Annotated in this window: 19 protein-coding genes; 9 read left to right on the top strand and 10 right to left on the bottom strand. The window is 60.4% G+C overall.

Annotation, left to right across the window (positions count from 1 at the left end; translation table 11 throughout):
* Window positions 1-142: 142 nt before the first annotated feature.
* Window positions 143-1,666 carry a fumarate hydratase gene (locus VRB54_RS18850; protein ID WP_338478351.1) on the bottom strand — a complete coding sequence of 508 codons (1,524 nt, stop codon included), beginning with the start codon at window positions 1,664-1,666 and terminating at the stop codon, window positions 143-145.
* Window positions 1,667-2,001: 335 nt separating this feature from the next.
* Between VRB54_RS18850 and VRB54_RS18845 the strand changes: the two genes are divergently transcribed.
* Together VRB54_RS18845 and VRB54_RS18840 are read left to right on the top strand one after the other, a co-directional pair.
* Window positions 2,002-2,934: an iron-sulfur-binding ferredoxin reductase gene (locus VRB54_RS18845; RefSeq protein ID WP_338478350.1), complete on the top strand. Its 933-nt coding sequence runs from the start codon at window positions 2,002-2,004 to the stop codon at window positions 2,932-2,934.
* 30 nt (window positions 2,935-2,964) lie between these two features.
* On the top strand, window positions 2,965-3,714 hold the full coding sequence (locus tag VRB54_RS18840; RefSeq protein ID WP_338478349.1) for an enoyl-CoA hydratase-related protein: 750 nt from the start codon (window positions 2,965-2,967) through the stop codon (window positions 3,712-3,714).
* A 162-nt stretch (window positions 3,715-3,876) separates the two neighbouring features.
* On the opposite strand, the gene pyk is transcribed toward VRB54_RS18840, so the two are convergent.
* Window positions 3,877-5,328, bottom strand: coding sequence for a pyruvate kinase (pyk, locus tag VRB54_RS18835; RefSeq protein WP_209984319.1), 1,452 nt, complete (start codon window positions 5,326-5,328; stop codon window positions 3,877-3,879).
* Between the two features lie 175 nt (window positions 5,329-5,503).
* On the opposite strand from pyk, the gene VRB54_RS18830 reads away from it, so the two are divergent.
* Both VRB54_RS18830 and VRB54_RS18825 read left to right on the top strand, forming a co-directional pair.
* Window positions 5,504-5,878 carry a hypothetical protein gene (locus VRB54_RS18830; protein ID WP_003237623.1) on the top strand — a complete coding sequence of 125 codons (375 nt, stop codon included), beginning with the start codon at window positions 5,504-5,506 and terminating at the stop codon, window positions 5,876-5,878.
* 222 nt (window positions 5,879-6,100) lie between these two features.
* Window positions 6,101-6,460: a PilZ domain-containing protein gene (locus VRB54_RS18825; protein WP_338478348.1), complete on the top strand. Its 360-nt coding sequence runs from the start codon at window positions 6,101-6,103 to the stop codon at window positions 6,458-6,460.
* Between the two features lie 60 nt (window positions 6,461-6,520).
* Here VRB54_RS18825 and VRB54_RS18820 read toward each other — a convergent pair whose 3' ends face one another.
* Genes VRB54_RS18820 through VRB54_RS18795 form a run of 6 tightly spaced genes read right to left on the bottom strand, consistent with a single transcriptional unit; the run spans window position 6,521 to window position 13,194 of the window.
* Window positions 6,521-7,852 carry a DUF58 domain-containing protein gene (locus VRB54_RS18820; protein WP_338478347.1) on the bottom strand — a complete coding sequence of 444 codons (1,332 nt, stop codon included), beginning with the start codon at window positions 7,850-7,852 and terminating at the stop codon, window positions 6,521-6,523.
* A gap of 7 nt (window positions 7,853-7,859) precedes the next feature.
* Window positions 7,860-8,855, bottom strand: coding sequence for a MoxR family ATPase (locus VRB54_RS18815; protein WP_338478346.1), 996 nt, complete (start codon window positions 8,853-8,855; stop codon window positions 7,860-7,862).
* Window positions 8,852-10,009 carry a DUF4350 domain-containing protein gene (locus tag VRB54_RS18810; protein ID WP_338478345.1) on the bottom strand — a complete coding sequence of 386 codons (1,158 nt, stop codon included), beginning with the start codon at window positions 10,007-10,009 and terminating at the stop codon, window positions 8,852-8,854. Before VRB54_RS18810 ends, VRB54_RS18815 begins: the two co-directional genes overlap by 4 nt.
* Window positions 10,006-11,538 (bottom strand): DUF4129 domain-containing protein, encoded by a 1,533-nt coding sequence (locus tag VRB54_RS18805; RefSeq protein ID WP_338478344.1) that lies wholly within the window; start codon window positions 11,536-11,538, stop codon window positions 10,006-10,008. Before VRB54_RS18805 ends, VRB54_RS18810 begins: the two co-directional genes overlap by 4 nt.
* Complete coding sequence (locus VRB54_RS18800; RefSeq protein ID WP_338478343.1) at window positions 11,525-12,505, bottom strand: stage II sporulation protein M; 981 nt, start codon at window positions 12,503-12,505, stop codon at window positions 11,525-11,527. Before VRB54_RS18800 ends, VRB54_RS18805 begins: the two co-directional genes overlap by 14 nt.
* The gene (locus VRB54_RS18795; protein ID WP_338478342.1) at window positions 12,502-13,194 is read right to left on the bottom strand and encodes an RDD family protein; all 693 of its coding nucleotides are present in this window, start codon (window positions 13,192-13,194) and stop codon (window positions 12,502-12,504) included. Before VRB54_RS18795 ends, VRB54_RS18800 begins: the two co-directional genes overlap by 4 nt.
* A gap of 167 nt (window positions 13,195-13,361) precedes the next feature.
* Between VRB54_RS18795 and sbcB the strand changes: the two genes are divergently transcribed.
* Window positions 13,362-14,789, top strand: a complete 1,428-nt coding sequence (gene sbcB, locus VRB54_RS18790; protein ID WP_338481130.1) for an exodeoxyribonuclease I — start codon at window positions 13,362-13,364, stop codon at window positions 14,787-14,789.
* Between the two features lie 92 nt (window positions 14,790-14,881).
* Here the strand turns inward: sbcB and mvaT are convergent, their stop codons facing one another.
* The gene (gene mvaT, locus VRB54_RS18785; RefSeq protein WP_003175830.1) at window positions 14,882-15,256 is read right to left on the bottom strand and encodes a histone-like nucleoid-structuring protein MvaT; all 375 of its coding nucleotides are present in this window, start codon (window positions 15,254-15,256) and stop codon (window positions 14,882-14,884) included.
* 347 nt (window positions 15,257-15,603) lie between these two features.
* Between mvaT and purU the strand changes: the two genes are divergently transcribed.
* The 3 genes from purU to VRB54_RS18770 all read left to right on the top strand — a co-directional run bounded on the left by purU (window position 15,604) and on the right by VRB54_RS18770 (window position 18,302).
* Complete coding sequence (purU, locus tag VRB54_RS18780; RefSeq protein ID WP_003237644.1) at window positions 15,604-16,452, top strand: formyltetrahydrofolate deformylase; 849 nt, start codon at window positions 15,604-15,606, stop codon at window positions 16,450-16,452.
* A gap of 80 nt (window positions 16,453-16,532) precedes the next feature.
* Window positions 16,533-16,703, top strand: coding sequence for a hypothetical protein (locus VRB54_RS18775; protein WP_338478341.1), 171 nt, complete (start codon window positions 16,533-16,535; stop codon window positions 16,701-16,703).
* Window positions 16,704-16,823: 120 nt separating this feature from the next.
* Window positions 16,824-18,302, top strand: a complete 1,479-nt coding sequence (locus VRB54_RS18770) for a helicase HerA-like domain-containing protein (protein WP_338481129.1) — start codon at window positions 16,824-16,826, stop codon at window positions 18,300-18,302.
* 4 nt (window positions 18,303-18,306) lie between these two features.
* Here the strand turns inward: VRB54_RS18770 and VRB54_RS18765 are convergent, their stop codons facing one another.
* Window positions 18,307-18,762, bottom strand: a complete 456-nt coding sequence (locus VRB54_RS18765) for a DUF721 domain-containing protein (protein ID WP_209984289.1) — start codon at window positions 18,760-18,762, stop codon at window positions 18,307-18,309.
* 305 nt (window positions 18,763-19,067) lie between these two features.
* Between VRB54_RS18765 and secA the strand changes: the two genes are divergently transcribed.
* Complete coding sequence (gene secA, locus VRB54_RS18760; protein WP_338478340.1) at window positions 19,068-21,803, top strand: preprotein translocase subunit SecA; 2,736 nt, start codon at window positions 19,068-19,070, stop codon at window positions 21,801-21,803.
* Window positions 21,804-21,858 lie beyond the last annotated feature (55 nt).

Below are 21,858 nucleotides of genomic sequence, written 5' to 3'. Positions count from 1 at the left end.
GAATGCGCAGTGTCAGTCACCTATTAGGTAACTGACAGACCGCCTTCGCGAGCAGGCCCCGCTTCCACATTTGACTGTATTCACAATAAAAAAGGCGACTGGGCCTTGGGCCGCAGTCGCCTTTCTCCTTGCGGGAGTGTGCTTACTGCACTTCCACCGCCAGGCTTTCACTGATCTTTTTCTGCCAGATGGCGGGACCTGTGATATGGACGGATTCGCCCTTGCTGTCCACCGCAACGGTGACCGGCATGTCTTTGACGTCGAACTCGTAGATCGCTTCCATGCCCAGTTCGGCGAAGGCCACTACACGCGACTTCTTGATGGCTTGCGCCACCAGGTAAGCGGCGCCGCCCACGGCCATCAGGTACACGGCCTTGTGGTCCTTGATCGCGTCGATCGCAGTCGGGCCGCGTTCGGATTTGCCGATCATGCCCAGCAAACCGGTTTGCTCGAGGATCTGGCGGGTGAACTTGTCCATCCGCGTCGCGGTGGTCGGGCCGGCCGGGCCAACCACTTCTTCGCGCACCGGATCAACCGGGCCGACGTAGTAGATGAAGCGACCCTTGAGGTCCACCGGCAGGGTTTCACCCTTGTTGAGCATCTCGACCATGCGCTTGTGCGCGGCGTCGCGACCGGTGAGCATCTTGCCGTTGAGCAATACGGTTTCGCCCGGCTTCCAGCTCTGCACTTCTTCCGGGGTCAGGGTGTCGAGGTTGACGCGACGGGCCGATGGGCCGGCTTCCCAGACGATTTCCGGGTAGGCATCCAGCGGTGGCGCTTCCAGCGACGCCGGGCCGGAACCGTCCAGCACAAAGTGCGCGTGACGGGTGGCGGCGCAGTTGGGGATCATGCACACCGGCAGCGAGGCTGCGTGGGTCGGGTAGTCCATGATCTTCACGTCGAGCACGGTGGTCAGGCCACCGAGGCCCTGGGCGCCGATGCCCAATTGGTTGACCTTCTCGAACAGCTCCAGGCGCATCTCTTCGATACGGTTGGAGGGGCCGCGCTTTTTCAGCTCGTGGATGTCGATGGATTCCATCAACACTTCCTTGGCCATCACCGCCGCTTTCTCGGCGGTGCCGCCGATGCCGATGCCGAGCATGCCCGGTGGGCACCAGCCGGCGCCCATGGTCGGAACAGTCTTGAGCACCCAGTCGACGATTGAGTCGGACGGGTTGAGCATGGCCATTTTCGACTTGTTTTCGGAACCACCGCCCTTGGCGGCCACGTCCACTTCCACGGTGTTACCCGGGACGATGGAGTAGTGGATCACGGCGGGGGTGTTGTCCTTGGTGTTTTTACGCGCGCCGGTCGGGTCGGCAAGGATGGAGGCGCGCAGGACGTTTTCCGGCAGGTTGTAGGCGCGACGCACGCCTTCATTGATCATGTCGTCCAGGCCCATGGTGGCGCCATCCCAGCGTACATCCATGCCCACGCGCACGAACACGGTGACGATACCGGTGTCCTGGCAGATCGGGCGGTGGCCGGTGGCGCACATGCGCGAGTTGATCAGGATCTGCGCCATGGAGTCACGGGCCGCTGGCGATTCTTCGCGCAGGTAGGCTTCGTGCATCGCCTGGATGAAATCCACGGGGTGGTAATAGGAGATGAATTGCAGGGCGTCGGCAACGCTCTGAATCAGGTCGTCTTGCTTGATCACGGTCATGAGTCGCGCTCCTCTATAAGGGAACATTCAATAAAGGTGGCTTCAGTGTTGCATCGGTCGGCTGAATCCACCTTTCCAAGGCACGCCACAGTGGTGCAAGGCGCGACGCTAAAAAGGCGCGGCAGTATAACCCGGTGCGATGGCCGATACATCCGGCCATGGTCAAACTCTGAAGACTGTGCACACCGAGCCAATGTGGGGCGGGCTTGCTCGCTAAGGCGGTGTGTCAGTCCACATATGAGGGGGCTGATGGTCCGCTTTCGCGAGCAAGCCCGCTCCCACAAAAAGCCTGTCCGCGTTATCGTTGGCAACCTTTGAAGTGATTGAGCCTTTATATGCCTGAACTGCACGTCGGCGAACGCCACTGGTCGGTCGCCACCGGCAGCAACCTGCTGGATGCCTTGAATCAGGCGGGTGTGGCCGTGCCCTACAGTTGCCGGGCGGGCAGTTGCCATGCGTGCCTGGTGCGTTGCCAGGGTGAGGTCGATGACAAGCAGCCCGATGCCTTAAGCCCGGCGCAGCGTCAGCACGGCTGGCGTTTGGCCTGCCAGTGCCAGGTTCGCGGGGACCTGAAGCTCGAAACGTTCGACCCGCTGCGTGATGGTTTGCCGGCCCAAGTGGTTGGCGCTGACTGGCTGAACCCGGCGGTATTGCGCCTGCGTGTGCAGCCGGAACGCGGCCTGCGTTACCGGGCCGGTCAGCATCTAGTGTTGTGGGCGGGGCAGGTGGCGCGCCCGTATTCGCTGGCGAGCTTGCCCCAGGACGATCCATTTCTGGAGTTTCACCTCGATTGCCGCCTGCCGGGCGAATTCAGCGATATTGCCCGGCAGCTGCAGGTGGGCGACAGCCTGCGCCTTGGCGAATTACGTGGTGGGGCACTGCAATACGATCCTGACTGGCAGTCGCGGCCACTGTGGCTGCTGGCGTCGGGCACCGGCCTTGGGCCGTTATGGGGCGTGCTGCGCGAGGCGCTGCGCCAGGATCACCAAGGCGCCATCCGCGTGATTCACCTGGCCCATGATGCCGATGGGCATTATCTGGCCGAACCCTTGGCGCAATTGGCTGCGCAGCACGCGAACCTGACTGTGGAGCTGTGGACGGCGGCTGAGTCGGCCCAGGCATTGGTGCAACTGCGGCTTGTTTCGCGGCAAACTCTGGCCTTACTCTGCGGGCACCCCGCCAATGTCGAGGCGTTTTCCAAACGCCTGTTCCTGGCGGGGTTGCCGCGCAATCAACTGCTGGCCGATGTGTTCCTGCCGCGTGGTTGAGCGCTGACTTTTCCCGCCGCGAGATTCGCCATGACCGACGCCATCCTGCTGCAACGCGAGGGCGGGCTGCTGACCCTGCAGCTCAATCGCCCTGACAAGAAAAATGCCCTGACCCGCGCCATGTACACCCAACTGGCCGAGGCGCTCGAGCAGGCTGATGCGGACTCAGCTATCCGTGCGGTGCTGATCCAGGGCAGCAATGAGTGTTTTACCGCCGGCAACGACATTGCCGACTTCCTCGAACAGCCGCCCAGTGATCTGGATAGCCCGCCATTTCATTTCATGAAAAGCCTGCTCAATTGCCGCAAACCGGTGATCGCGGCGGTGGCGGGTGCGGCGGTCGGTATCGGTACGACCTTGTTGCTGCATTGCGATCTCGTCTATATCAGCCGTGATGCGCGCTTGCGCATGCCTTTCGTCAACCTGGGGTTGTGCCCGGAATTCGGCTCCAGCCTGATCCTGCCTCGGCTGCTGGGGCATGCGAAAGCGGCCGAACTGTTGCTGTTGGGCGAAGGCTTTACCGGCGAGCAGGCGGCGGCGTGGGGGATTGCTACTGAGGCGATGGGCAGCGGTGAAGCGACGTTGGCCAAGGCTCGAGAGGTTGCGCAGCGTTTTGAAACCCTGGCGCCGGGAGCGGTGCAGGTCAGCAAGCAGTTGATGAAAAGTGTCGATCGTGAACAGTTGCGGCGGGTGATCGAGGAAGAGGGGGCATTGTTTGTACAGCGTTTGAAGTCACCGGAGGCGATTGCGGCGTTGTCGGGGTTCATAGCCAGGCGTTGATGACGCCATCGTGGGCAAGCCCGGCTCCCACAGTTGACCGCATTCCAATGTGGGAGATGGCTTGTCTGCGATGAGGCCCTTTGATTCAACCTGTTCCCAGGCCTTTAAAGACAAAAAGCCCCGCCATTCAAATGGCAGGGCTTTTGTTTTTCAGCGAGTCACTCAGAACTGCGGGTCACCTACGTGCAGAATCTTCATGCCATTGGTGCCACCGGTGGTGTGGTAGCTGTCGCCCTTGGTCAGGATGACCCAGTCGCCTTTCTCCACAACACCGCGTTTGATCAACTCGTCGATGGCTGCCTGGCTGACTTCATGGGGCGGCAGCGAAGCGGGGTCGAACGGCACGGTGTAGACGCCACGGAACATCGCCGCGCGGGCCTGGGCTTCGCGGTGCGGGGTGAACGCGTAGATCGGTACCGAGGAACGGATACGCGACATGATCAACGGCGTGTAGCCACTTTCGGTCAAGGCGATGATCGCTTTAACGCCCGGGAAGTGGTTGGCGGTGTACATGGCCGCCAGGGCGATGCTCTGGTCGCAGCTTTCGAAGACCTTGCCGATACGGTGGCTGGAGGTCTTGCTGGTCGGGTGCTTTTCGGCACCGACGCAGATACGCGCCATCGCCTGCACGGCTTCCAGTGGGTACGGGCCGGCGGCACTTTCGGCCGAGAGCATCACGGCGTCGGTGTAGTCGAGCACGGCGTTGGCCACGTCGGACACTTCGGCGCGGGTCGGCATCGGGTTCTGGATCATCGACTCCATCATCTGGGTCGCCACGATGACCGCTTTGTTGTGGCGGCGTGCGTGCAGGATGATTTTCTTCTGGATGCCAATCAGCTCGGCGTCGCCGATTTCCACGCCCAGGTCGCCACGGGCAACCATCACGGCGTCGGATGCCTTGATAAGGCCGTCGAGGGTTTCGTCATCGGCCACGGCTTCAGCGCGTTCGATCTTCGCCACCAGCCAGGCGGTGCCGCCGGCTTCGTCGCGCAGTTTACGGGCGTATTCCATGTCGGCGGCGTCGCGCGGGAAGGACACCGCGAGGTAGTCCACTTCCATTTCGGCGGCGAGCTTGATGTCGGCCTTGTCTTTTTCAGTCAGGGCCGGGGCGGTCAGGCCGCCGCCGCGACGGTTGATACCTTTGTGGTCCGACAGCGGGCCACCGATGATCACGGTGCAGTGCAGTTCAGTCGGGGTGGCGGTGTCGACGCGCATTACCACGCGACCATCGTCGAGCAGCAGTTCGTCGCCGACGCCACAGTCCTTGACCAGATCCGGGTAGTCGATACCCACGACCTGCTGGTTGCCGTCGGTCAGCGGATGGCTGGTGGAGAAGGTGAACTTGTCACCGATCTTCAGCTCGATGCGCTTGTTGGTGAATTTGGCGATACGAATTTTCGGGCCTTGCAGGTCACCCAGCAATGCGACGAAGCGGCCGTGCTTGGCGGCCAGGTCACGCACCAGCTTGGCGCGAGCCTTGTGCTCGTCCGGGGTGCCGTGGGAGAAGTTCAGACGGGCAACGTCCAAACCAGCCAGAATCAGCTGTTCGAGGACTTCCGGCGAGTTACTGGCCGGGCCAAGGGTGGCGACGATTTTGGTGCGACGGACGGACATGCACAGACTCCTGAGTTCAAGCGCTGGGGAAGGCTACTATGCTCTTTGGTTGTAGTCATTGTTCGTTTGCACTACTTATCGACGATTGGCTGGTTTGAGCGTCTATTGAATAGACGAATATCCTTGAAGATTTTCGACGAGGGGTCGATACACTGCACAAGACAGGAGAACCCTCATGCGAATTTTGCTCGTTGCTGCCCTAGCCGTCAGTGTAGTCGGCTGCACCCGCTGGTCCATGGACCATCATTTGAACAACGCCTACCGTGCGTACAAGGTGGGTGACTGCGAGCGTGTGACCCTGGAATTGTCCCAGGTCGACCGTGAAAGCCGTACCCGGCGCTACGTACAGCCGGAAGTTTCGATGTTGCGCGGGCAGTGTCTGGAGCGACAGAAGCTGTTTGTGGATGCGGTGCAAACCTATCAGTTCATCATCAGCCAGTACCCTTCCAGCGAATACGCGTACCGCGCCCGCGCCCGCCTGGACACGCTGCAGCAACTGGGTCATTACCCCGGCGCCAGCGTCGCGAAACCTCGGCCCGCATCCCTTTGATGATATTTGTCACGCGGTAACTGGCCCGTCTCACGTCTTAAGCTAATATTTGTATGTCTGTTTGATATTTTTGTATTCAAATGGATGTAATGCTTGGAGTTGGTAGCTTCATGGCGATGATGAGCAATACCTTCGTCGCGCCGACTTCAGGGAGAGCGGGCCTGTATCGACGTTCCGAATCACTGGCTCGGCCAGAGTAATATCCAATGGATGGCACTCATCATGTTTACTGATCGACGTATTGAGCGGCATGAGTTATCCCGTTTCCTGCAAGTGTTCAATCGGTTTACGGACAAGCCTATTGGTTATCTGGGCAGTGTGTCTGAAGACGGGCTGATGTTGATCAGCCAATTGCCGATGATGGTCGGCGCGACGTTTGAACTGTGCGTGAAGGTTCCCATGGCGAGTGGGGGTGTTCAGGCAATTGACCTCACAGCCACGTGTTTGTGGAGTTGTGAGGACGTCAACCCGCAGCACTATGACTCAGGTTTCAGTGTGGTCGCAGCGCCTGCGGAGTACAGCCAACTGATCAACGCATTGTTGCGTTACTTCAGTTTTGACCCCTTGCAGGCTTCGGCCTAGATATCGCGCGTTGTCGACCCGCGCAGGCGTGTTTACCTTCGTTGTGGTCGTGCGCATTTTTTACAGCACCCCGGCTTTTTTCCAGCCCATGTAACGGGTCACCAATGCGGGTCCCAGCGCTGAGGGCAGGGTATCCAGTACGGTCAACCCGTGGGCGTTCAGACGATCATGCAATTCGTCGCGCCGGGTGAGGTAGTCGACGGCGCCGCTGTAGGCCAATGCCTCGGGCAAGGTTTGCACGGGAGACTGGCGCAGTTGGTCGAGCACTTCCTCGCGCAGGCTGGCGACCAGCACCCGGTGTTGGCGGCTGATGCGCTTGACTGCAGTCAGTAATGCCTCATCGTCCTCGTCCCGCAGGTTGCTCACTACAATGACCAGTGCACGGCGTTTCTGTCGGGTCAGCAGTTGGCTGGCAGCGGCTTCGTAATCGGCGGTGCGTTGCGTGGTATCCAGGTCGTAGACGCTGTTGAGCAACAGGTTCAACTGGCCGGTGCCTTTGACTGGCGCCAGGTAACGGGGCTGATCGCAGGCAAAGGTGCACAGCCCCACCGCATCGCCCTGACGCAAGGCGACGTAGCTGAGCAGCAGGAAGGCGTTGAGGGCATGGTCGAAGTGGGAAAGCTCGGCGTCCTGGCTGCGCATGCGCCGACCGCAATCGAGCATGAACACGATTTGCTGGTCGCGCTCGTCCTGATACTCCCGGGCGATGGGTGTGCGTTGGCGTGCGGTGGCCTTCCAGTCGATCTGCCGCAGGCTGTCGCCCTCGCGAAACTCGCGCAGCTGATGAAACTCCAGCCCTGGGCCACGTCGCGGATGCTGTCGAACACCCAACTGGCTCAGCCAGCTGTCCACGCCCAGCAGCTGTGCGCCATACAGGCGCGCGAAGTCCGGGTAGACCCGAGTAGTATCGGCCACCTCTATAAAGCGCCGAGCCGACCACAGCCCCAGTGGGCTGGGCAGGTGAATTTCACACCGACTGAAACTGAAATGCCCGCGCCGCAGCGGGCGCAGGCGATAGCCCAACTCGCTGCGCGCGCCGGGTCGCAGTTCAACCAGTTGAGGCATGTTCTCCACGCTCAGCCCATCGGGTGCGTGATCGAATACCTGCACGGTCAGCGGTTGCGCATAGGTGTGGTGCAGGGTCAGGCGCATGTCGCCCCAGCGGCCCAGGGCCAGGCTGCCAGGCATCTGCCGTTGCACCCGGATGCCCGGGCGGCGACGCAGGCGAAAGGCATCCAGCAGGGCCAGCAGCAACAGCGCCAGCAACAGGCCCCACGCCACCTGGTGCAGGGCGTCGGGCAGCTTGAACTGCAATGCTGCGGTAATACCCAGCAGAGTGTTCAAACCCAGCAGGACACCGAGCCAGATCAGCAGCAGACGGGTTGGCTTCATAGGTGGCTCATTGCCTCGGCGCCGGAATCTGATCCAGCAATTGCTTGAGCACCTGATCCACGTCCAGCCCGTCGATGTCCAATTCGGGGGCAATTCGTACCCGGTGGCGCAGCACTGCCATGGCGCAGCTCTTGATGTCGTCCGGGGTGACAAACTCGCCACCGCGCAACAGCGCGCGGGCGCGGGCGCCGCTGACCAGGGCAATGGAGGCGCGCGGACCTGCGCCGATGGTCAGTCCTGGCCAACTGCGGGTGGCCCGGGCCAGGCGTACGGCATAGTCGAGCACCTGCTCATCCAGCGGCAGCTCAGTGGCGACCTGCTGCAGGTGCAGCACATCCGCAGCCAGCAGCACGGTACGCAGCGGTTGTACATCGAGCATGTCGGCACGCGACGAACGCGTGACTTCGCGCACCATATCCAGTTCCTGCCGAGCATCCGGGTAGTCCATGCGAATTTTGAGCATGAAGCGGTCCAGTTCGGCCTCCGGCAGTGGGTAAGTGCCCTCCTGCTCAATGGGGTTCTGAGTGGCCAGCACCATGAACGGCTGGCCGATGGGCAGCGCCTCGCCCTCCAGGGTCACTTGGCGTTCCTGCATGGCTTCGAGCAGCGCCGCTTGGGTTTTGGCGGGTGCGCGGTTGATTTCGTCGGCCAGCAGCAGGTGGGTGAACAACGGTCCCTTGCGCAGCTTGAACTGCTCGGTGTGCAGGTCGTATACAGCGTGGCCGGTGACATCGCTGGGCATCAGGTCGGGGGTGAACTGAATACGCGCGAAATCGCCGCCGAAACAGCGCGCCAATGCGCGTACCAGCAACGTCTTGCCCAGCCCTGGCACGCCCTCAAGCAATACGTGGCCACCTGCAATCAATGCCGTCAGTACGTCATCAATCACTTCGTCCTGGCCAATCACCGCCTTGCGCAGTTCAACGCGCAAGGCGTTGGCCAGCTCGCTGGCCTGTAGCAAGGTGGCGCTGGTCAGGGGCGTGGCGCTGGGAAATTCACTCATAGGGCATTCCTGAGGGTTTGCAGGCGTGCCACCTGATGGCTGAAATCGGCGTTGGAGAGCCGTTTTGCCGCAAGTGGCCCGAGGGCCTGGCTGATGACGTGAGAAGGTTGACGAGTAAGGTGTTCAAGGACCTGACACTGTGCCGCGTTATCGAGGTGTTCAAAGCCTGGGTGGCGGCGCCGCGCGGCGCGCAGGATGTCGCGCTGCAAGGCCTGCAGCAGCGTGCCCTGGCCGCTGCGGCGCAGCAGGAAGTCAGCGCTGGCCTTCAAGTGTTCCTGCAATTGCCGACGCGCTTTGGGGGCTGGAGCCTGCACCGGGCCCTGGCGCATACCGGCCTGCCAGAGTGCCAGGACAATCAGCGCGGCAAGCGCTACCAGAGCCTGGGGGAAATAGCGCATCAGCAGGCTGAGCAGGTTGTCGACGTCACTGTTGAACAGCAACGTGACGGCTGTGTCCCGGTTCAGGTACCACAGCAGCCAGGCGTTATCGTGCTGGCCGATGATGGAGGCTTTCCACAGGTCGCTGTCGGTGATCACTGTCACACGGCCTTGCCCGAGGTTGAACTGCATCAGGTGGCTGGCTCTGGCGCTGTTGGCGGAAAACTGGGCCAGATGTGTGGGGTCGGTGAGGTTGAAGTCGGTGTCGAAACTGAAATAGGCCGGGGCGGTTTCATTGTCGACGTAAAGTTTGGTCAGGTCCGGCTTGTTCCCTTTGCGCGCGGGAGCCGGTTCCTCGGGATCGTCACTCAACAACTGATGGATGTGCAGCCGATCGAGCAGCAAGTCGCCGCTTTTATCGGTCTCTTCATCCCAGAGTGCTTCAGCGACCAGCAACAAGTGTCCGCCTGATCTTGCCCAGTCCAATAGTTGCTCTGCCTGGCGTGGGGTCATGTTGCCGCGCTCGCCCAGCAGCAACAGGCTATTGCCTGTGGCGGGAAGGTCGGCGAGCCGATCCAGGCCATTGGCATGCTCAACCACAAGGCCTTGCGCGCGCAGGAACTGCTCTGCCGCAAGGTAGGGATTGGCCAGCGCTTCCGGCGATGGGCCGCGGTCCACTACTTCGTCATAGGGAATGGCCTTGCTCCACAGAAACAACCCGCCAGCCCCCAGCAGGCCCGCCAGCAGCAATCCTACACACAGCAATGTCCGGCTCATTGGGCAGTACCTGCGTTGAACAGGCTGCGCCAATCGCTACACAGTTGTTGTTGCACCAACGGGGGAGGTAGCCGGTGACCGTAGGCGAGGTTTTGCCAATGGCGAGTCAGGTCTTTGCTGAAGGCCAGCAGGTGTGGTTGTTGCAATTGTTGAATGCGCGCCAGCACTTGGCCCTCGGTATCGGCGCTTTTCAGCGGCAGGTTGAAGTCGTGCAGCAACCGGCTGAGCAGGCCACGGTAGAGAAGTCCCAAGGCTTCGCGTGGCTGAGCGGGCCACAGTTGCTCGGCGGCACTGGCGATATCGTCGGGCAGGGTCTCGATGCCAAGCGCCAGCCCGAATAACTGGGTGGTCACAGGCAAGGCTGTGTCGGGCTTGCGTGGCCTTCGTCGGCTGACAAAGGTGCGCAGCCAGTCGCGATAACGCCAGACCAGCAACGCCACGCCGACCGCCAGCAAACCCCACAACAGGACTTCGACGACCTGGGCCAGATGCTTGAAGCTGGCGCTGTTGAAGTTGTCCAGCAGTGCCTGCAGCCATGCGGGAAGTTTGCCATCACCACGTGGCTGGTTTTTTACGGCGGGTTTTTCGTCGCCGAAGCGATAGCGCGTGACGGTCTCGGGGTTCTTGAAGGGTGGCTTGTCCAGCAGGGTTTTGATCGATTGGCTGGCGGCCTGGGTGCTGACCGGTTTGGGCGGGCTGGCCTCATCCGCCATGGACGGCTGGCTGAAGAAGGGCATCAGCATCAGGCCTGCAACCAACAGCAACAGCGGCGCGACGCTGCCCAGGCGCTCTCGAAGGCGGCGAAATACCAGTTCCAGGTCCCAGGCCTCGAGTACGGTGCGGCGGTTGAGGTACAGGCTGAAGCCGCAGGCGACGTAGATCGGTTCCCAGAACACCAGAATCAACGCATAGAACGCGTTGCTCATGTGTTCCAGCCACAGCGCTTGTGAGCCGCTTGCCTGTGCCAGGCGTTGCCAGTCCCAGTCCAGCTCGATCTGCTGGGGTATGAACAGGTAAAACAACGCCATGGCGCCGAACCACAGCGTTGTTTCCAGGCAGACCCCAAGTGTGGTGAGCCAGCGTGCCGCTCCACCGTTGCGCTGCAGCAGCACACCCAGGCGTTTCTGACGCGTGTCACCGTCCAGTCCTTCAAGCTGGCTGACGGGCATCAAAAAGCTGCGACTCAGGCTGAGCCGTCGCCAGATCAAGCTGCTCAACAACTGGCCTTTGAGCAGACGCGGCCACTGGCGTACAGCCTGCCTGAGGCTGGGAGTCTCGCCGAACAAGGCCTTGGACAGGATGTACAGCGGCAAGCGGTCGAACGCCGGTTTCAGCCACCAGAATAGAAGCATAGCGGTGGACGGATATTTCCAAAACACAGCGCTGAGCAAAATAAATAGTGGCAAGCTCACAATTGCCCAACTGGCCGTCAGCAGCAAACGGTGCTCACGGGCCATTAGTACGCCAAGGTCCATGGCTTCCCAGGGCGTGCGCGGTCGAATCACCACGCTGGCATCACTCAGGCGCATGGCGGTTGCGTCCGGTCAGTGTCAGGTAAGCAGTCACCAGCAGCCACAGCACCGCGCCCACCAGGTACTTGACCCAGGGGGCCGTGGTGGTGGAGGACGACCAGTAGGCTTCGATAAAGGCTGCGATGAGCAGCAATATCATGACGCCGCAGAGCATCTGTATGCTTTTGCGCGCTGCCAGCCGCAGTGACTCGGCGCGTGTTAGGCGACCGGGTGCAATCAGTGCCCAGCCCAATTGCAAGCCTGCCGCGCCGGCGAGGGCGATGGCAGTGAGTTCGAAAGCGCCATGGGCGATAACGAACGACCAGAAGGTCTGGCCGTAGCCGATTTCAGTGAGGTGGCCTGAGATGGCGCCGATGATCAAGCCGTTGTAGATCAGGAAAAACACACTGCCCAGCCCGAACAGCAAGCCTGCGGCGAACGTCTGGAAGGCAATCCCGATGTTGTGCATCACGTAGTAGCCGAACATCATCCAGTTCTCACTGGATGCTCGCTCGGCGACGCGGCCCAGGCGACTGGAATCGGGGTCGTACATGCCTTGCATCTCGGCGACCTGCTGCGGGCTGACAATGCTGTAGATCAATTCGGGAAACAGGTATACCAGCAGCGCAACCACCACCATGCTGCCGAAGAACAGCAGCCCGGCGGTCAACACGAAGCGCCACTGCTCACGCACCAGTCGTGGAAAATCGGCCAGCACGAAGCTCAATACGTTCGCGGCGAATTGGCTGCGATGCCGGTACAACTGCTGATGACCGCGCAATGCCAGTTGTTGCAGCGGGTCCACCAGGTAACTGCTGTAGCCGCGCTCCCGGGCCAGGGCGAGGTGCTGGCACAGGCGCCGATATTGATGCGGAAAATCGGCCATATCACCGGTCTTGAGCTTGCCTTGCTCCAACTGTTTCAGTTGTTCGGCAAAGGCTTGCCACTGCGGTTGGTGACGGCTTTCGAACAGGCTCTGCTTCATGTCGGCCCCAGCAAACCACGCGCGACGCCATTGAGTTGCTCTGCGGCATGAGCCGCCGGCACCTGTAGGGGCACTGCAAGGATGGACGCGAGTTCGTGCACCCGCTCTGCGGACAGTTCGCCCTGGCGCTCGGCAAATCCGAGGATCGCGCGTTGTTCGCTGAGGTGCAGGGCGAACGGCAGGCCCAGGGGTATGGCCTGCGGCACTTTGGGCCGAGCCAGTGGCTGTTCGCGATAAATCACCAGCGTGCCGGCGGCGAGGTCGCCGAGTCGTTTGAAATGGGGATGCTGCAGGCAACTGACGGCGCCGAAAAAGTAGCCGAAGGGCAGCATGTCGACAAAGCGCAGCAGGTTGCGGACAAGCGAAGCGGACCAGCCGATGGGTGTGCCGTCATCCTGCACCACGCGCAGGCCCATGACCTGTTTGCCGGGTGAGCAGCCCTGGTTGAGCACTTCGAACAGCACCATGTACCACCAACTGACCAGAAACAACAGCAGCGAACCCAGGCCGATGCCGACATTGCCCAATAGTGCCAGTGGCACCAGCAGGATGCCCATGGCCAGCGCGCGTACGCCGAGGTCAAAGGCAAAGGCCAGCGCTCGTGGCAGCAGTCCGGCGGGACGCAGGGGCAGGTCGATGCCCTCCGGGGTCTCGATCTGGTAGCGGGTGTCCAATGGGGCTGATTGCATCGCGATCCCTGGCAGTGCGGAGCGGCTGGAAGACACGGATGCTAGCAGTGTCGACGGTGGAAGCAACTATCCAAGATTTTGCTGGATGTTTGTACAGACGATTTGGCACTGGCCGTGGACGCCTTGCAGCGCCTAGACTTTATCAATCTTCAGCTCAGGAATGGCCCGTGACCTCGATTTTCTGGTACGACTATGAAACCACCGGCATCAATCCACGCAGCGATCGTCCTCTTCAGGTCGCCGGTATTCGCACCGATCACGACCTCAACGAGATAGACGCGCCGGTCAACCTGTATTGCCTGCCCAGTGACGATATCCTGCCGCACCCGGCAGCTTGCGCAATTACCGGCATCACGCCTGCAATACTGGCGCAACAGGGCCTGGCCGAGGCGGACTTCATGACCCGTGTGCATGCGCAACTGGCAGCCCCCGGCACCTGTGGCGCCGGTTACAACACCTTGCGGTTTGACGATGAAATGACGCGATACAGCCTGTACCGCAATTTCTTCGACCCTTATGCGCGGGAATGGCAGGGCGGCAACAGCCGCTGGGACTTGATCGATGTGGTCCGCACGGCCTACGCATTGCGCCCCGAAGGGATCACCTGGCCCGAACAGGACGGGCGCGTCACCCTCAAGCTTGAACGCCTGACCCAGGCCAACGGGATTGATCATGGCCAGGCGCACGATGCGTTGTCCGACGTACGCGCCACGATTGCACTGGCCCGGCTGGTTCGCGAGAAGCAGCCCAAGCTGTACGACTGGCTGTTTCAACTGCGCAGCAAGCAGCGCGTCATGGATCAGATTCGCCTGCTGCAGCCGATGGTGCATATATCCGGGCGCTTTTCCGCCGAGCGTCACTATTTGGGCGTGGTGCTCCCCCTGACCTGGCACCCGCGCAACCGCAATGCCTTGATTGTGTGCGACCTGGGGCTTGATCCGCAGGGGCTGATCGAGCTGGACGCTGAAACTTTACGTCAGCGTCTTTATAAGCGCCGTGACGAACTGGCCGAGGGCGAGATGCCTGTGCCGCTCAAGTTGGTGCATATCAATCGTTGCCCGGTGGTTGCCCCTTTGAGTGTGCTGCGGGCACAGGACCGTGAACGGCTGCAATTGGACATGGACAGTTATCAGGCACGCGCGCTGCGGCTAACTGACGCACAGGATGTATGGCGTGACAAGTTGATGGCTATTTATGCCGAGGAAGATTTTGCCGCGAATGAAGATCCCGAGCAGCAGCTGTACGCTGGTTTTATCGGTGACCGCGACCGCCGCTTGTGTGAACAAGTCCGCGCCGCAGAACCCGCACAACTCGCCCGTCAGCAGTGGCCATTTGATGATCACCGTTTACCGGAATTATTATTTCGCTACCGCGCCCGTAACTTTGCTGACACCTTGAGCAGTGAGGAGCAACAACGCTGGAAACTTTTCTGTCAGCAACGTTTGTCGGACGCACAATGGGGGGCTCCCAATACCCTGGAAGCATTTAATCTTGCGCGACGAGAGTTGGCGGTTAGTGCTACATCGATTCAGTGTCAGGTGCTGGATCAATGGCAGGATTATGTCGATGCTTTAGCGGCGCGGATGAATCTGTAGGAAGATAATTGCAGAAGTGTTCCGGCAATAAAAAAACGCCAGCAAGCTGGCGTTTCAGGGGTGTCGCAAATACAGGTGGTACCTGGCAAGGCTTAGCCCAGCAGAGTAGCCCAACCTTCGACCACGTCACCGCCCCACTTGGCTTTCCACTCTTTCAGCGTCTTGTGATTGCCACCTTTGGTTTCAATCACTTCACCGTTGTGCGGGTTTTTGTATTGCTTGACCTTGCGAGCACGTTTGGTGCCGGTAGTTTTCACAGCGCCACGCGGTGCTTTAACTTTCGACTCTGGATCCAGCAGCGCGATGATGTCACGCAGGGACTTGGAGTATTCACCCATCAGGGTGCGCAGTTTGCCTTCGAATTCCAGCTCGGTTTTCAGTTTGTCGTCTTGGGACAGATTCTTCAAACGGGCTTGCAGCTCTTTGATAGCTTCTTCGGTGGCGCGGTATTCGTTGATCAGGGACATGTGGACTACCTTATGTAGAACGCGGATGACAGGGACAGTGGGGCAATAATAGTCAGGCAATTTGCTCAAGTAAACATTTAAGCGTGTATTCAGGTGAATTACTTTGAATGTAAGCGGCAACGCGATGCAATCGAGTTAATAAGTAGCGGTATGCGCAACGGCATTCTGTTAATTTCTCGCTTACTGCCCACGCATAAGGTTGTACATTTATCTAAAGGCGGTAAAACCTTACACAATTAAGGGGCACCAGCAGAGCGGCAGCGCAGAATAAGCGCGAAGGAATACTGCAGTTTTTCTGCGCAATCGCTAGAATGGCGGCCTTTGCGAAGTTCTGGAGTTTCCCCCTAATGCGCACTTTTCGGCTGGTGATTGCTTGCCCGGACCGGGTTGGCATCGTTGCCAAAGTCAGTAACTTTCTGGCCTCCCACAACGGTTGGATCACCGAGGCGAGCCATCACTCGGATGATCTCAGCGGTTGGTTTTTCATGCGTCACGAAATACGTGCCGACACGCTTCCCTTTGGTCTGCAGGCCTTCCGCGAGGCGTTTGCGCCGATTGCCGAAGAGTTTTCGATGACCTGGCACATCACTGACACCGAGCAGAAAAAACGTGTGGTGCTGATGGCCAGCCGTGAGTCCCACTGTTTGGCCGACCTGCTACACCGTTGGCACAGCGATGAGCTGGACTGCGAGATTGCCTGCGTGATCTCCAACCATGACGACCTGCGCAGCATGGTCGAATGGCATGGCATCCCGTACTACCATGTGCCGGTCAACCCGCAGGACAAGGAACCGGCGTTTGCCGAGGTTTCCCGTCTGGTCGGGCAGCATGAAGCCGATGTGGTAGTGCTGGCGCGTTACATGCAGATCCTGCCGCCTGAACTGTGCCGCGAATACGCTGGCAGGGTGATCAACATTCACCACAGCTTTCTGCCCTCGTTTGTGGGCGCCAAGCCTTACCATCAGGCGTCCCTGCGCGGTGTGAAGTTGATTGGTGCAACCTGCCACTACGTCACTGAAGAGCTGGATGCAGGCCCGATCATCGAGCAGGACGTGGTGCGTGTCAGCCACAGCGACAGCATCGAAGACATGGTGCGTTTCGGCCGTGACGTCGAGAAGATGGTGCTGGCCCGTGGCCTGCGCTATCACTTGGAAGATCGCGTGCTGGTGCATGGCAACAAGACAGTTGTGTTCTGATCTCGGCGATTGAAGAATCAAGGGCCTGGGCGTTAAATCGTCCAGGCCCTTTTCTTTGCCTGTATGTCGAGGATTGAGTCATGAGTGACCCTTTGGACAAAGCGACCGCAAAGGCCCCGGCGACCCTGGGTGAGGGCTGTTTGAGCCGTTATGACCCGGATGACCTGAACAGTGAGGACGGCACGGACTTTCCCGGTGCCGCCCAGTTATGGGAACGCGAGCGCAGCAAGTCCGAGCCTGATAAGGACTGATCAGGTTTAAGCGTTACCGACCTTTAAGCGCAGATTTTATTCGTCGTGTGTTAGAGGCGGCTAATGTCTAATATTCCAGGCGCCTGTCTGCGGCACTGGACATCAACCATGGGTGACGAAATGCCTGATTCCACGCAACTCCTGATCGGTGCCGATTCAGACGGCCAACCCATCGCCCAGCCCATGCGCCTGGCCAATCGTCACGGATTGATTGCCGGGGCCACGGGCACGGGCAAGACCGTGACCTTGCAGCGCCTGGCGGAAGCCTTCAGCGATGCGGGTGTGGCGGTATTTGCCGCCGACATCAAAGGAGACCTCTGTGGCCTGGGCGCCGCCGCCAACCCCCAGGGCAAGGTGGCCGAGCGCATCGCCGGCATGCCTTTCATTAATTACACCGCCAGGGCATATCCCGTCACGCTATGGGACATTAACGGCCAGTCGGGTCATCCATTGCGCACCACCATCAGCGAAATGGGACCGTTGTTGCTCGGCAGCCTGCTGGAGCTCACCGATAGCCAACAGTCGGCGCTGTACGCTGCCTTCAAGGTGGCCGACCGCGAAGGCCTGTTGCTGCTGGACCTCAAGGACCTCAAGGCGCTGCTCAATCACCTGCACTATCACCCGCAACTGCTGGGCGATGACGCGGCATTGATGAATACCGGTTCCAGCCAGGCGCTGCTGCGACGTCTGGCGGTGCTGGAACAGCAGGGCGCCGAGGCTTTGTTTGGCGAACCCGCGTTGCAACTTGAAGATATTTTGCAGCCCGCCGCAGATGGCCGCGGCCGTATTCATCTATTGGACGCCAGCGGCCTGGTGCATGAAGCGCCGAAGGTGTACGCCACGTTCCTGTTGTGGCTTCTGGCGGAGCTGTTCGAGCAATTGCCCGAGCGCGGCGATGCGGAAAAGCCGCTGCTGGCGCTGTTCTTCGATGAGGCCCATTTGTTATTTGCCGATACCCCCAAGGCGTTGCAGGATCGCCTGGAGCAAGTGGTGCGGTTGATTCGCTCCAAAGGCGTTGGCGTGTATTTCGTCACGCAGTCCCCGGGGGATCTGCCTGACACCGTTCTGGCCCAACTTGGCCTGCGCATCCAGCACGGCTTGCGTGCGTTCACCACTAAAGAGCAGAAATCCCTGCGCGCCGTGGCCGAGGGTTTCCGCGCGAATCCGGCGTTCGATGCATTAACGGTGCTGACGGAGCTGGGCACGGGTGAGGCGTTGGTCGGCACCTTGCAGGAAAAGGGCACGCCGGAGGTCGTCCAGCGGGTGCTGGTGGCACCGCCACAGTCGCGGATCGGCCCGCTCAGTGAGGTCGAACGTGCGGCGCTGATCGCCAGCTCGCCCCTGCAAGGCCGTTATGACAAACCGATCGATCGCGAATCCGCCTATGAAGTGCTGATGGCGCGCAAGGAATTGGGGCCAGGCGCAGACTCTACGCCTGCCGCCCAGGAACCGAGCTTCACCGACAGAGCCGGCGCGTTTCTGGGTACGGCGGCAGGCAAGGCGCTCAAGTCCGCGATGCAGCAGGCGGCCAATCAAATGGGGCGGCAGTTGGTGCGCGGTTTGCTGGGCTCGTTGCTCGGCGGCAGCAAGCGCAAGTAGCGGCTCAGGCCTTGGGCCTGGCGTGGGCGGCCAGGCGTTCCAGTGCCGCGCGCAAACCTGGATCGCTGATCCCGTCGGCCGTGGCCTGGATGGTTTCGGCGGCGTTTTCCGACAGGTCCATGGTATGGCCCACTGCACCTTGCTGCACGGTGGGCGGCTGTACCTTGAACTGGATGCGCGTCAGGCTGACGAACTCATCAAATGCCATCAATTGTCGCTGCAGGCGTTTTTGCTGGTAGCGCAGGCGGGTCGCCCAGTGGCCGTCGGTGACGATCAGCAGCAAATTGCCCTCACGCCAGGACGCCACGTGACAATGTTCGCGTGCGGCCGGTTGCAGCTGGCTTTCGAGCAGGCGTTGCAGGTGTCCCAGGCGTTGGGCGTGGCCGAAGATGGCTTTCAACGGCTTGGCTTCGCGAAGCAACACGCTGGGGGCGCGGGCTGTAAGAGGGCGAAATGCCATGAGCGGACACCTTAAGTAACAGAGCGGCCATCTTAACAGAAAGCACGCAGGCGGCCCCGGGCAATGCCGATGCCCGGCTTTTCTCGTGAAATCAATAGGTAACTTCTGCATCCGATGGGTTGAAGTTCGCGCAAAAGCCCTTATTTTAAACAGGCCCTCTCACAGCCCCATGCCAGCATCTGGGAACAACGCCACTTTCCTCACCCACGTTTCCGGGTAGAATGCGCGTTCGCATGCGGCCGTGAGGGCTGCTCGGGCCACTGACGGTGCGCCCTCCATCCCTATGTGTGGAAGAACCTGCCGATATGTTTGCGCCTTTGTTAAAGAAACTTTTTGGAAGCAAGAATGAGCGCGAAGTCAAACGCATGCTCAAGACGGTGCAGCTGGTCAATGCTTTCGAAGAGCAGATGGTTGCCCTTTCCGACGAGCAATTGCGCGCCAAGACCCAAGAGTTCAAGGCCCGCATAGCCAAAGGTGAAACCCTCGACAAACTGCTGCCTGAAGCCTTTGCGGTTGCCCGTGAAGCCGGCAAGCGCGTAATGGGCATGCGCCACTTCGACGTCCAGTTGATCGGCGGCATGACCTTGCATGAAGGCATGATTGCCGAAATGCGTACCGGTGAAGGCAAGACCCTGGTGGCGACACTGGGCGTTTACCTCAACGCACTGTCCGGCAAGGGCGTGCACGTTGTCACCGTGAACGACTACCTGGCCCGCCGGGACGCCAACTGGATGCGCCCGCTGTATGAATTCCTCGGCCTGACCGTCGGTGTTGTCACGCCGTTCCAGCCGCCGGAAGAGAAGCGCGCCGCCTACGCTGCCGACATCACCTACGGCACCAACAACGAATTCGGGTTCGACTACCTGCGCGACAACATGGCGTTCAGCATGGAAGAAAAATTCCAGCGCGAACTCAATTTTGCCGTGATCGACGAAGTCGACTCCATCCTGATCGACGAAGCCCGTACCCCGCTGATCATTTCCGGTCAGGCTGAGGACAGCTCGCGCCTGTACACCGAGATCAACAAGCTGATTCCGCGCCTTGAGCAACACATCGAGGAAGTGGAAGGCGTGGTGACCAAAGAAGGTCACTTCACCATTGACGAGAAGACCCGTCAGGTCGAACTCAACGAAGCCGGTCACCAGTTCGTCGAAGACATGCTGACCCAGATCGGCTTGCTGGCTGAAGGCGAGAGCCTGTACTCGGCGCACAACCTGGGCCTGCTCACCCATGTGTATGCTGGCCTGCGTGCGCACAAACTGTTCCACCGCAACGTCGAATACATCGTCCAGGACGGTCAGGTTGTACTGGTTGACGAACACACCGGTCGTACCATGCCGGGTCGTCGCCTGTCCGAAGGCCTGCACCAGGCCATCGAGGCCAAGGAAGTGCTCAACATTCAGGCCGAAAGCCAGACGTTGGCGTCCACTACCTTCCAGAACTACTTCCGTCTGTACAACAAGCTGTCCGGCATGACCGGTACGGCCGACACCGAAGCATTCGAATTCCACCAGATCTACGGTCTTTCGGTCGTGGTTATCCCGCCGAACAAGCCGCTGGCGCGCAAGGACTTCAACGACCTGGTGTTCCTGACCGCCGAAGAGAAATACGCGGCGATCATCAACGACATCAAGGACGGCATGGCCCAGGGCCGCCCGATCCTGGTTGGCACCGCGACCATCGAGACGTCCGAGCACGTGTCCAACCTGCTCAACAAGGAAGGCATCGAGCACAAGGTGCTCAACGCCAAATTCCACGAAAAGGAAGCCGAAATCATCGCCCAGGCCGGTCGCCCAGGCGCGCTGACCATCGCCACCAACATGGCCGGTCGTGGTACCGACATTCTGTTGGGCGGCAACTGGGAAGTGGAAGTGGCCTCGCTGGATAACCCAACGCCCGAGCAGGTCGCCCAGATCAAGGCCGACTGGCAGAAACGTCATCAGGCCGTGCTGGAATCCGGTGGCCTGCAGGTGATCGCTTCCGAACGTCACGAATCACGTCGTATCGACAACCAGCTGCGTGGCCGTGCCGGTCGCCAGGGTGACGCCGGTTCCAGCCGTTTCTACCTGTCCCTGGAAGACAGCCTGATGCGTATCTTCGCCTCGGACCGCGTGAAGAACTTCATGAAGGCCCTGGGCATGCAGTCCGGTGAAGCGATCGAGCACCGCATGGTGACCAACGCCATCGAGAAGGCCCAGCGCAAGGTTGAAGGACGCAACTTCGACATCCGCAAGCAACTGCTCGAGTTCGACGACGTCAACAACGAACAGCGTAAAGTGATCTATCACATGCGTAACACGTTGCTGGCTGCCGACAACATCGGCGAGACGATTGCCGATTTTCGTCAGGACGTACTCAACGCCACCGTGACCGCACACATTCCGCCACAGTCACTGCCTGAGCAGTGGGATGTTGCCGGTCTGGAAGCGGCGCTCAAGAGCGACTTTGGTGTCGACCTGCCGGTTCAGCAATGGCTGGACGAAGACGACCACCTCTACGAAGAAACGCTGCGCGAGAAGCTGATGGCCGAGCTGCTGGCCGCGTACAACGAGAAAGAAGAGCAGGCGAGCGCCGAAGCCCTGCGCACGTTCGAGAAGCAGATCGTACTGCGCGTGCTGGACGACCTGTGGAAAGACCACCTGTCGACCATGGACCACCTGCGTCACGGCATCCACCTGCGTGGCTATGCCCAGAAGAACCCGAAGCAGGAGTACAAGCGCGAGTCGTTCACGCTGTTCTCCGAATTGCTCGATTCGATCAAGCGCGATTCGATTCGCGTGCTGTCCCACGTTCAGGTGCGTCGCGAAGACCCGATCGAAGAAGAGGCGCGTCTGCGCCAGGAAGCCGAGGAACTGGCCGCGCGCATGCAGTTCCAGCATGACGAGGCACCGGGCCTGGACGCGCCGCAAGTGCTTGGCGAAGAGATCGACGTAGCCCTGGCGCAAACCCCGGTGCGCAACGATCAGAAGCTGGGCCGCAACGAACTGTGCTGGTGCGGTTCGGGCAAGAAGTACAAACACTGCCACGGCGAAATCAACTAGTATTTTCGCCTGACGCTGCAACACCCCGCGCCGCGACCGGCCTCTGCCGTCGCGG

It is taken from the genome of Pseudomonas trivialis (assembly GCF_036864995.1).
GTDB lineage: Bacteria > Pseudomonadota > Gammaproteobacteria > Pseudomonadales > Pseudomonadaceae > Aquipseudomonas > Aquipseudomonas trivialis.
Note: the sequence above shows the minus strand (reverse complement) of the source record. Positions and strands in the feature narration are given on the sequence as shown.

Excerpts from the sequence above, each read along its gene's own strand:
- VRB54_RS18775 (WP_338478341.1), top strand. The coding sequence starts at position 16,533 with ATGAGTGACCCTTTGGACAAAGCGACCGCAAAGGCCCCGGCGACCCTG.
- VRB54_RS18840 (WP_338478349.1), top strand. The coding sequence starts at position 2,965 with ATGACCGACGCCATCCTGCTGCAACGCGAGGGCGGGCTGCTGACCCTG.
- VRB54_RS18765 (WP_209984289.1), bottom strand. The coding sequence starts at position 18,762 with ATGGCATTTCGCCCTCTTACAGCCCGCGCCCCCAGCGTGTTGCTTCGC.
- secA (WP_338478340.1), top strand. The coding sequence starts at position 19,068 with ATGTTTGCGCCTTTGTTAAAGAAACTTTTTGGAAGCAAGAATGAGCGC.
- VRB54_RS18820 (WP_338478347.1), bottom strand. The coding sequence starts at position 7,852 with ATGAAGCCAACCCGTCTGCTGCTGATCTGGCTCGGTGTCCTGCTGGGT.
- VRB54_RS18770 (WP_338481129.1), top strand. The coding sequence starts at position 16,824 with ATGCCTGATTCCACGCAACTCCTGATCGGTGCCGATTCAGACGGCCAA.
- VRB54_RS18805 (WP_338478344.1), bottom strand. The coding sequence starts at position 11,538 with ATGCGCCTGAGTGATGCCAGCGTGGTGATTCGACCGCGCACGCCCTGG.
- VRB54_RS18810 (WP_338478345.1), bottom strand. The coding sequence starts at position 10,009 with ATGAGCCGGACATTGCTGTGTGTAGGATTGCTGCTGGCGGGCCTGCTG.
- VRB54_RS18795 (WP_338478342.1), bottom strand. The coding sequence starts at position 13,194 with ATGCAATCAGCCCCATTGGACACCCGCTACCAGATCGAGACCCCGGAG.
- purU (WP_003237644.1), top strand. The coding sequence starts at position 15,604 with ATGCGCACTTTTCGGCTGGTGATTGCTTGCCCGGACCGGGTTGGCATC.
- VRB54_RS18850 (WP_338478351.1), bottom strand. The coding sequence starts at position 1,666 with ATGACCGTGATCAAGCAAGACGACCTGATTCAGAGCGTTGCCGACGCC.
- mvaT (WP_003175830.1), bottom strand. The coding sequence starts at position 15,256 with ATGTCCCTGATCAACGAATACCGCGCCACCGAAGAAGCTATCAAAGAG.
- VRB54_RS18815 (WP_338478346.1), bottom strand. The coding sequence starts at position 8,855 with ATGAGTGAATTTCCCAGCGCCACGCCCCTGACCAGCGCCACCTTGCTA.
- VRB54_RS18830 (WP_003237623.1), top strand. The coding sequence starts at position 5,504 with ATGCGAATTTTGCTCGTTGCTGCCCTAGCCGTCAGTGTAGTCGGCTGC.
- pyk (WP_209984319.1), bottom strand. The coding sequence starts at position 5,328 with ATGTCCGTCCGTCGCACCAAAATCGTCGCCACCCTTGGCCCGGCCAGT.
- VRB54_RS18825 (WP_338478348.1), top strand. The coding sequence starts at position 6,101 with ATGTTTACTGATCGACGTATTGAGCGGCATGAGTTATCCCGTTTCCTG.
- VRB54_RS18800 (WP_338478343.1), bottom strand. The coding sequence starts at position 12,505 with ATGAAGCAGAGCCTGTTCGAAAGCCGTCACCAACCGCAGTGGCAAGCC.
- VRB54_RS18845 (WP_338478350.1), top strand. The coding sequence starts at position 2,002 with ATGCCTGAACTGCACGTCGGCGAACGCCACTGGTCGGTCGCCACCGGC.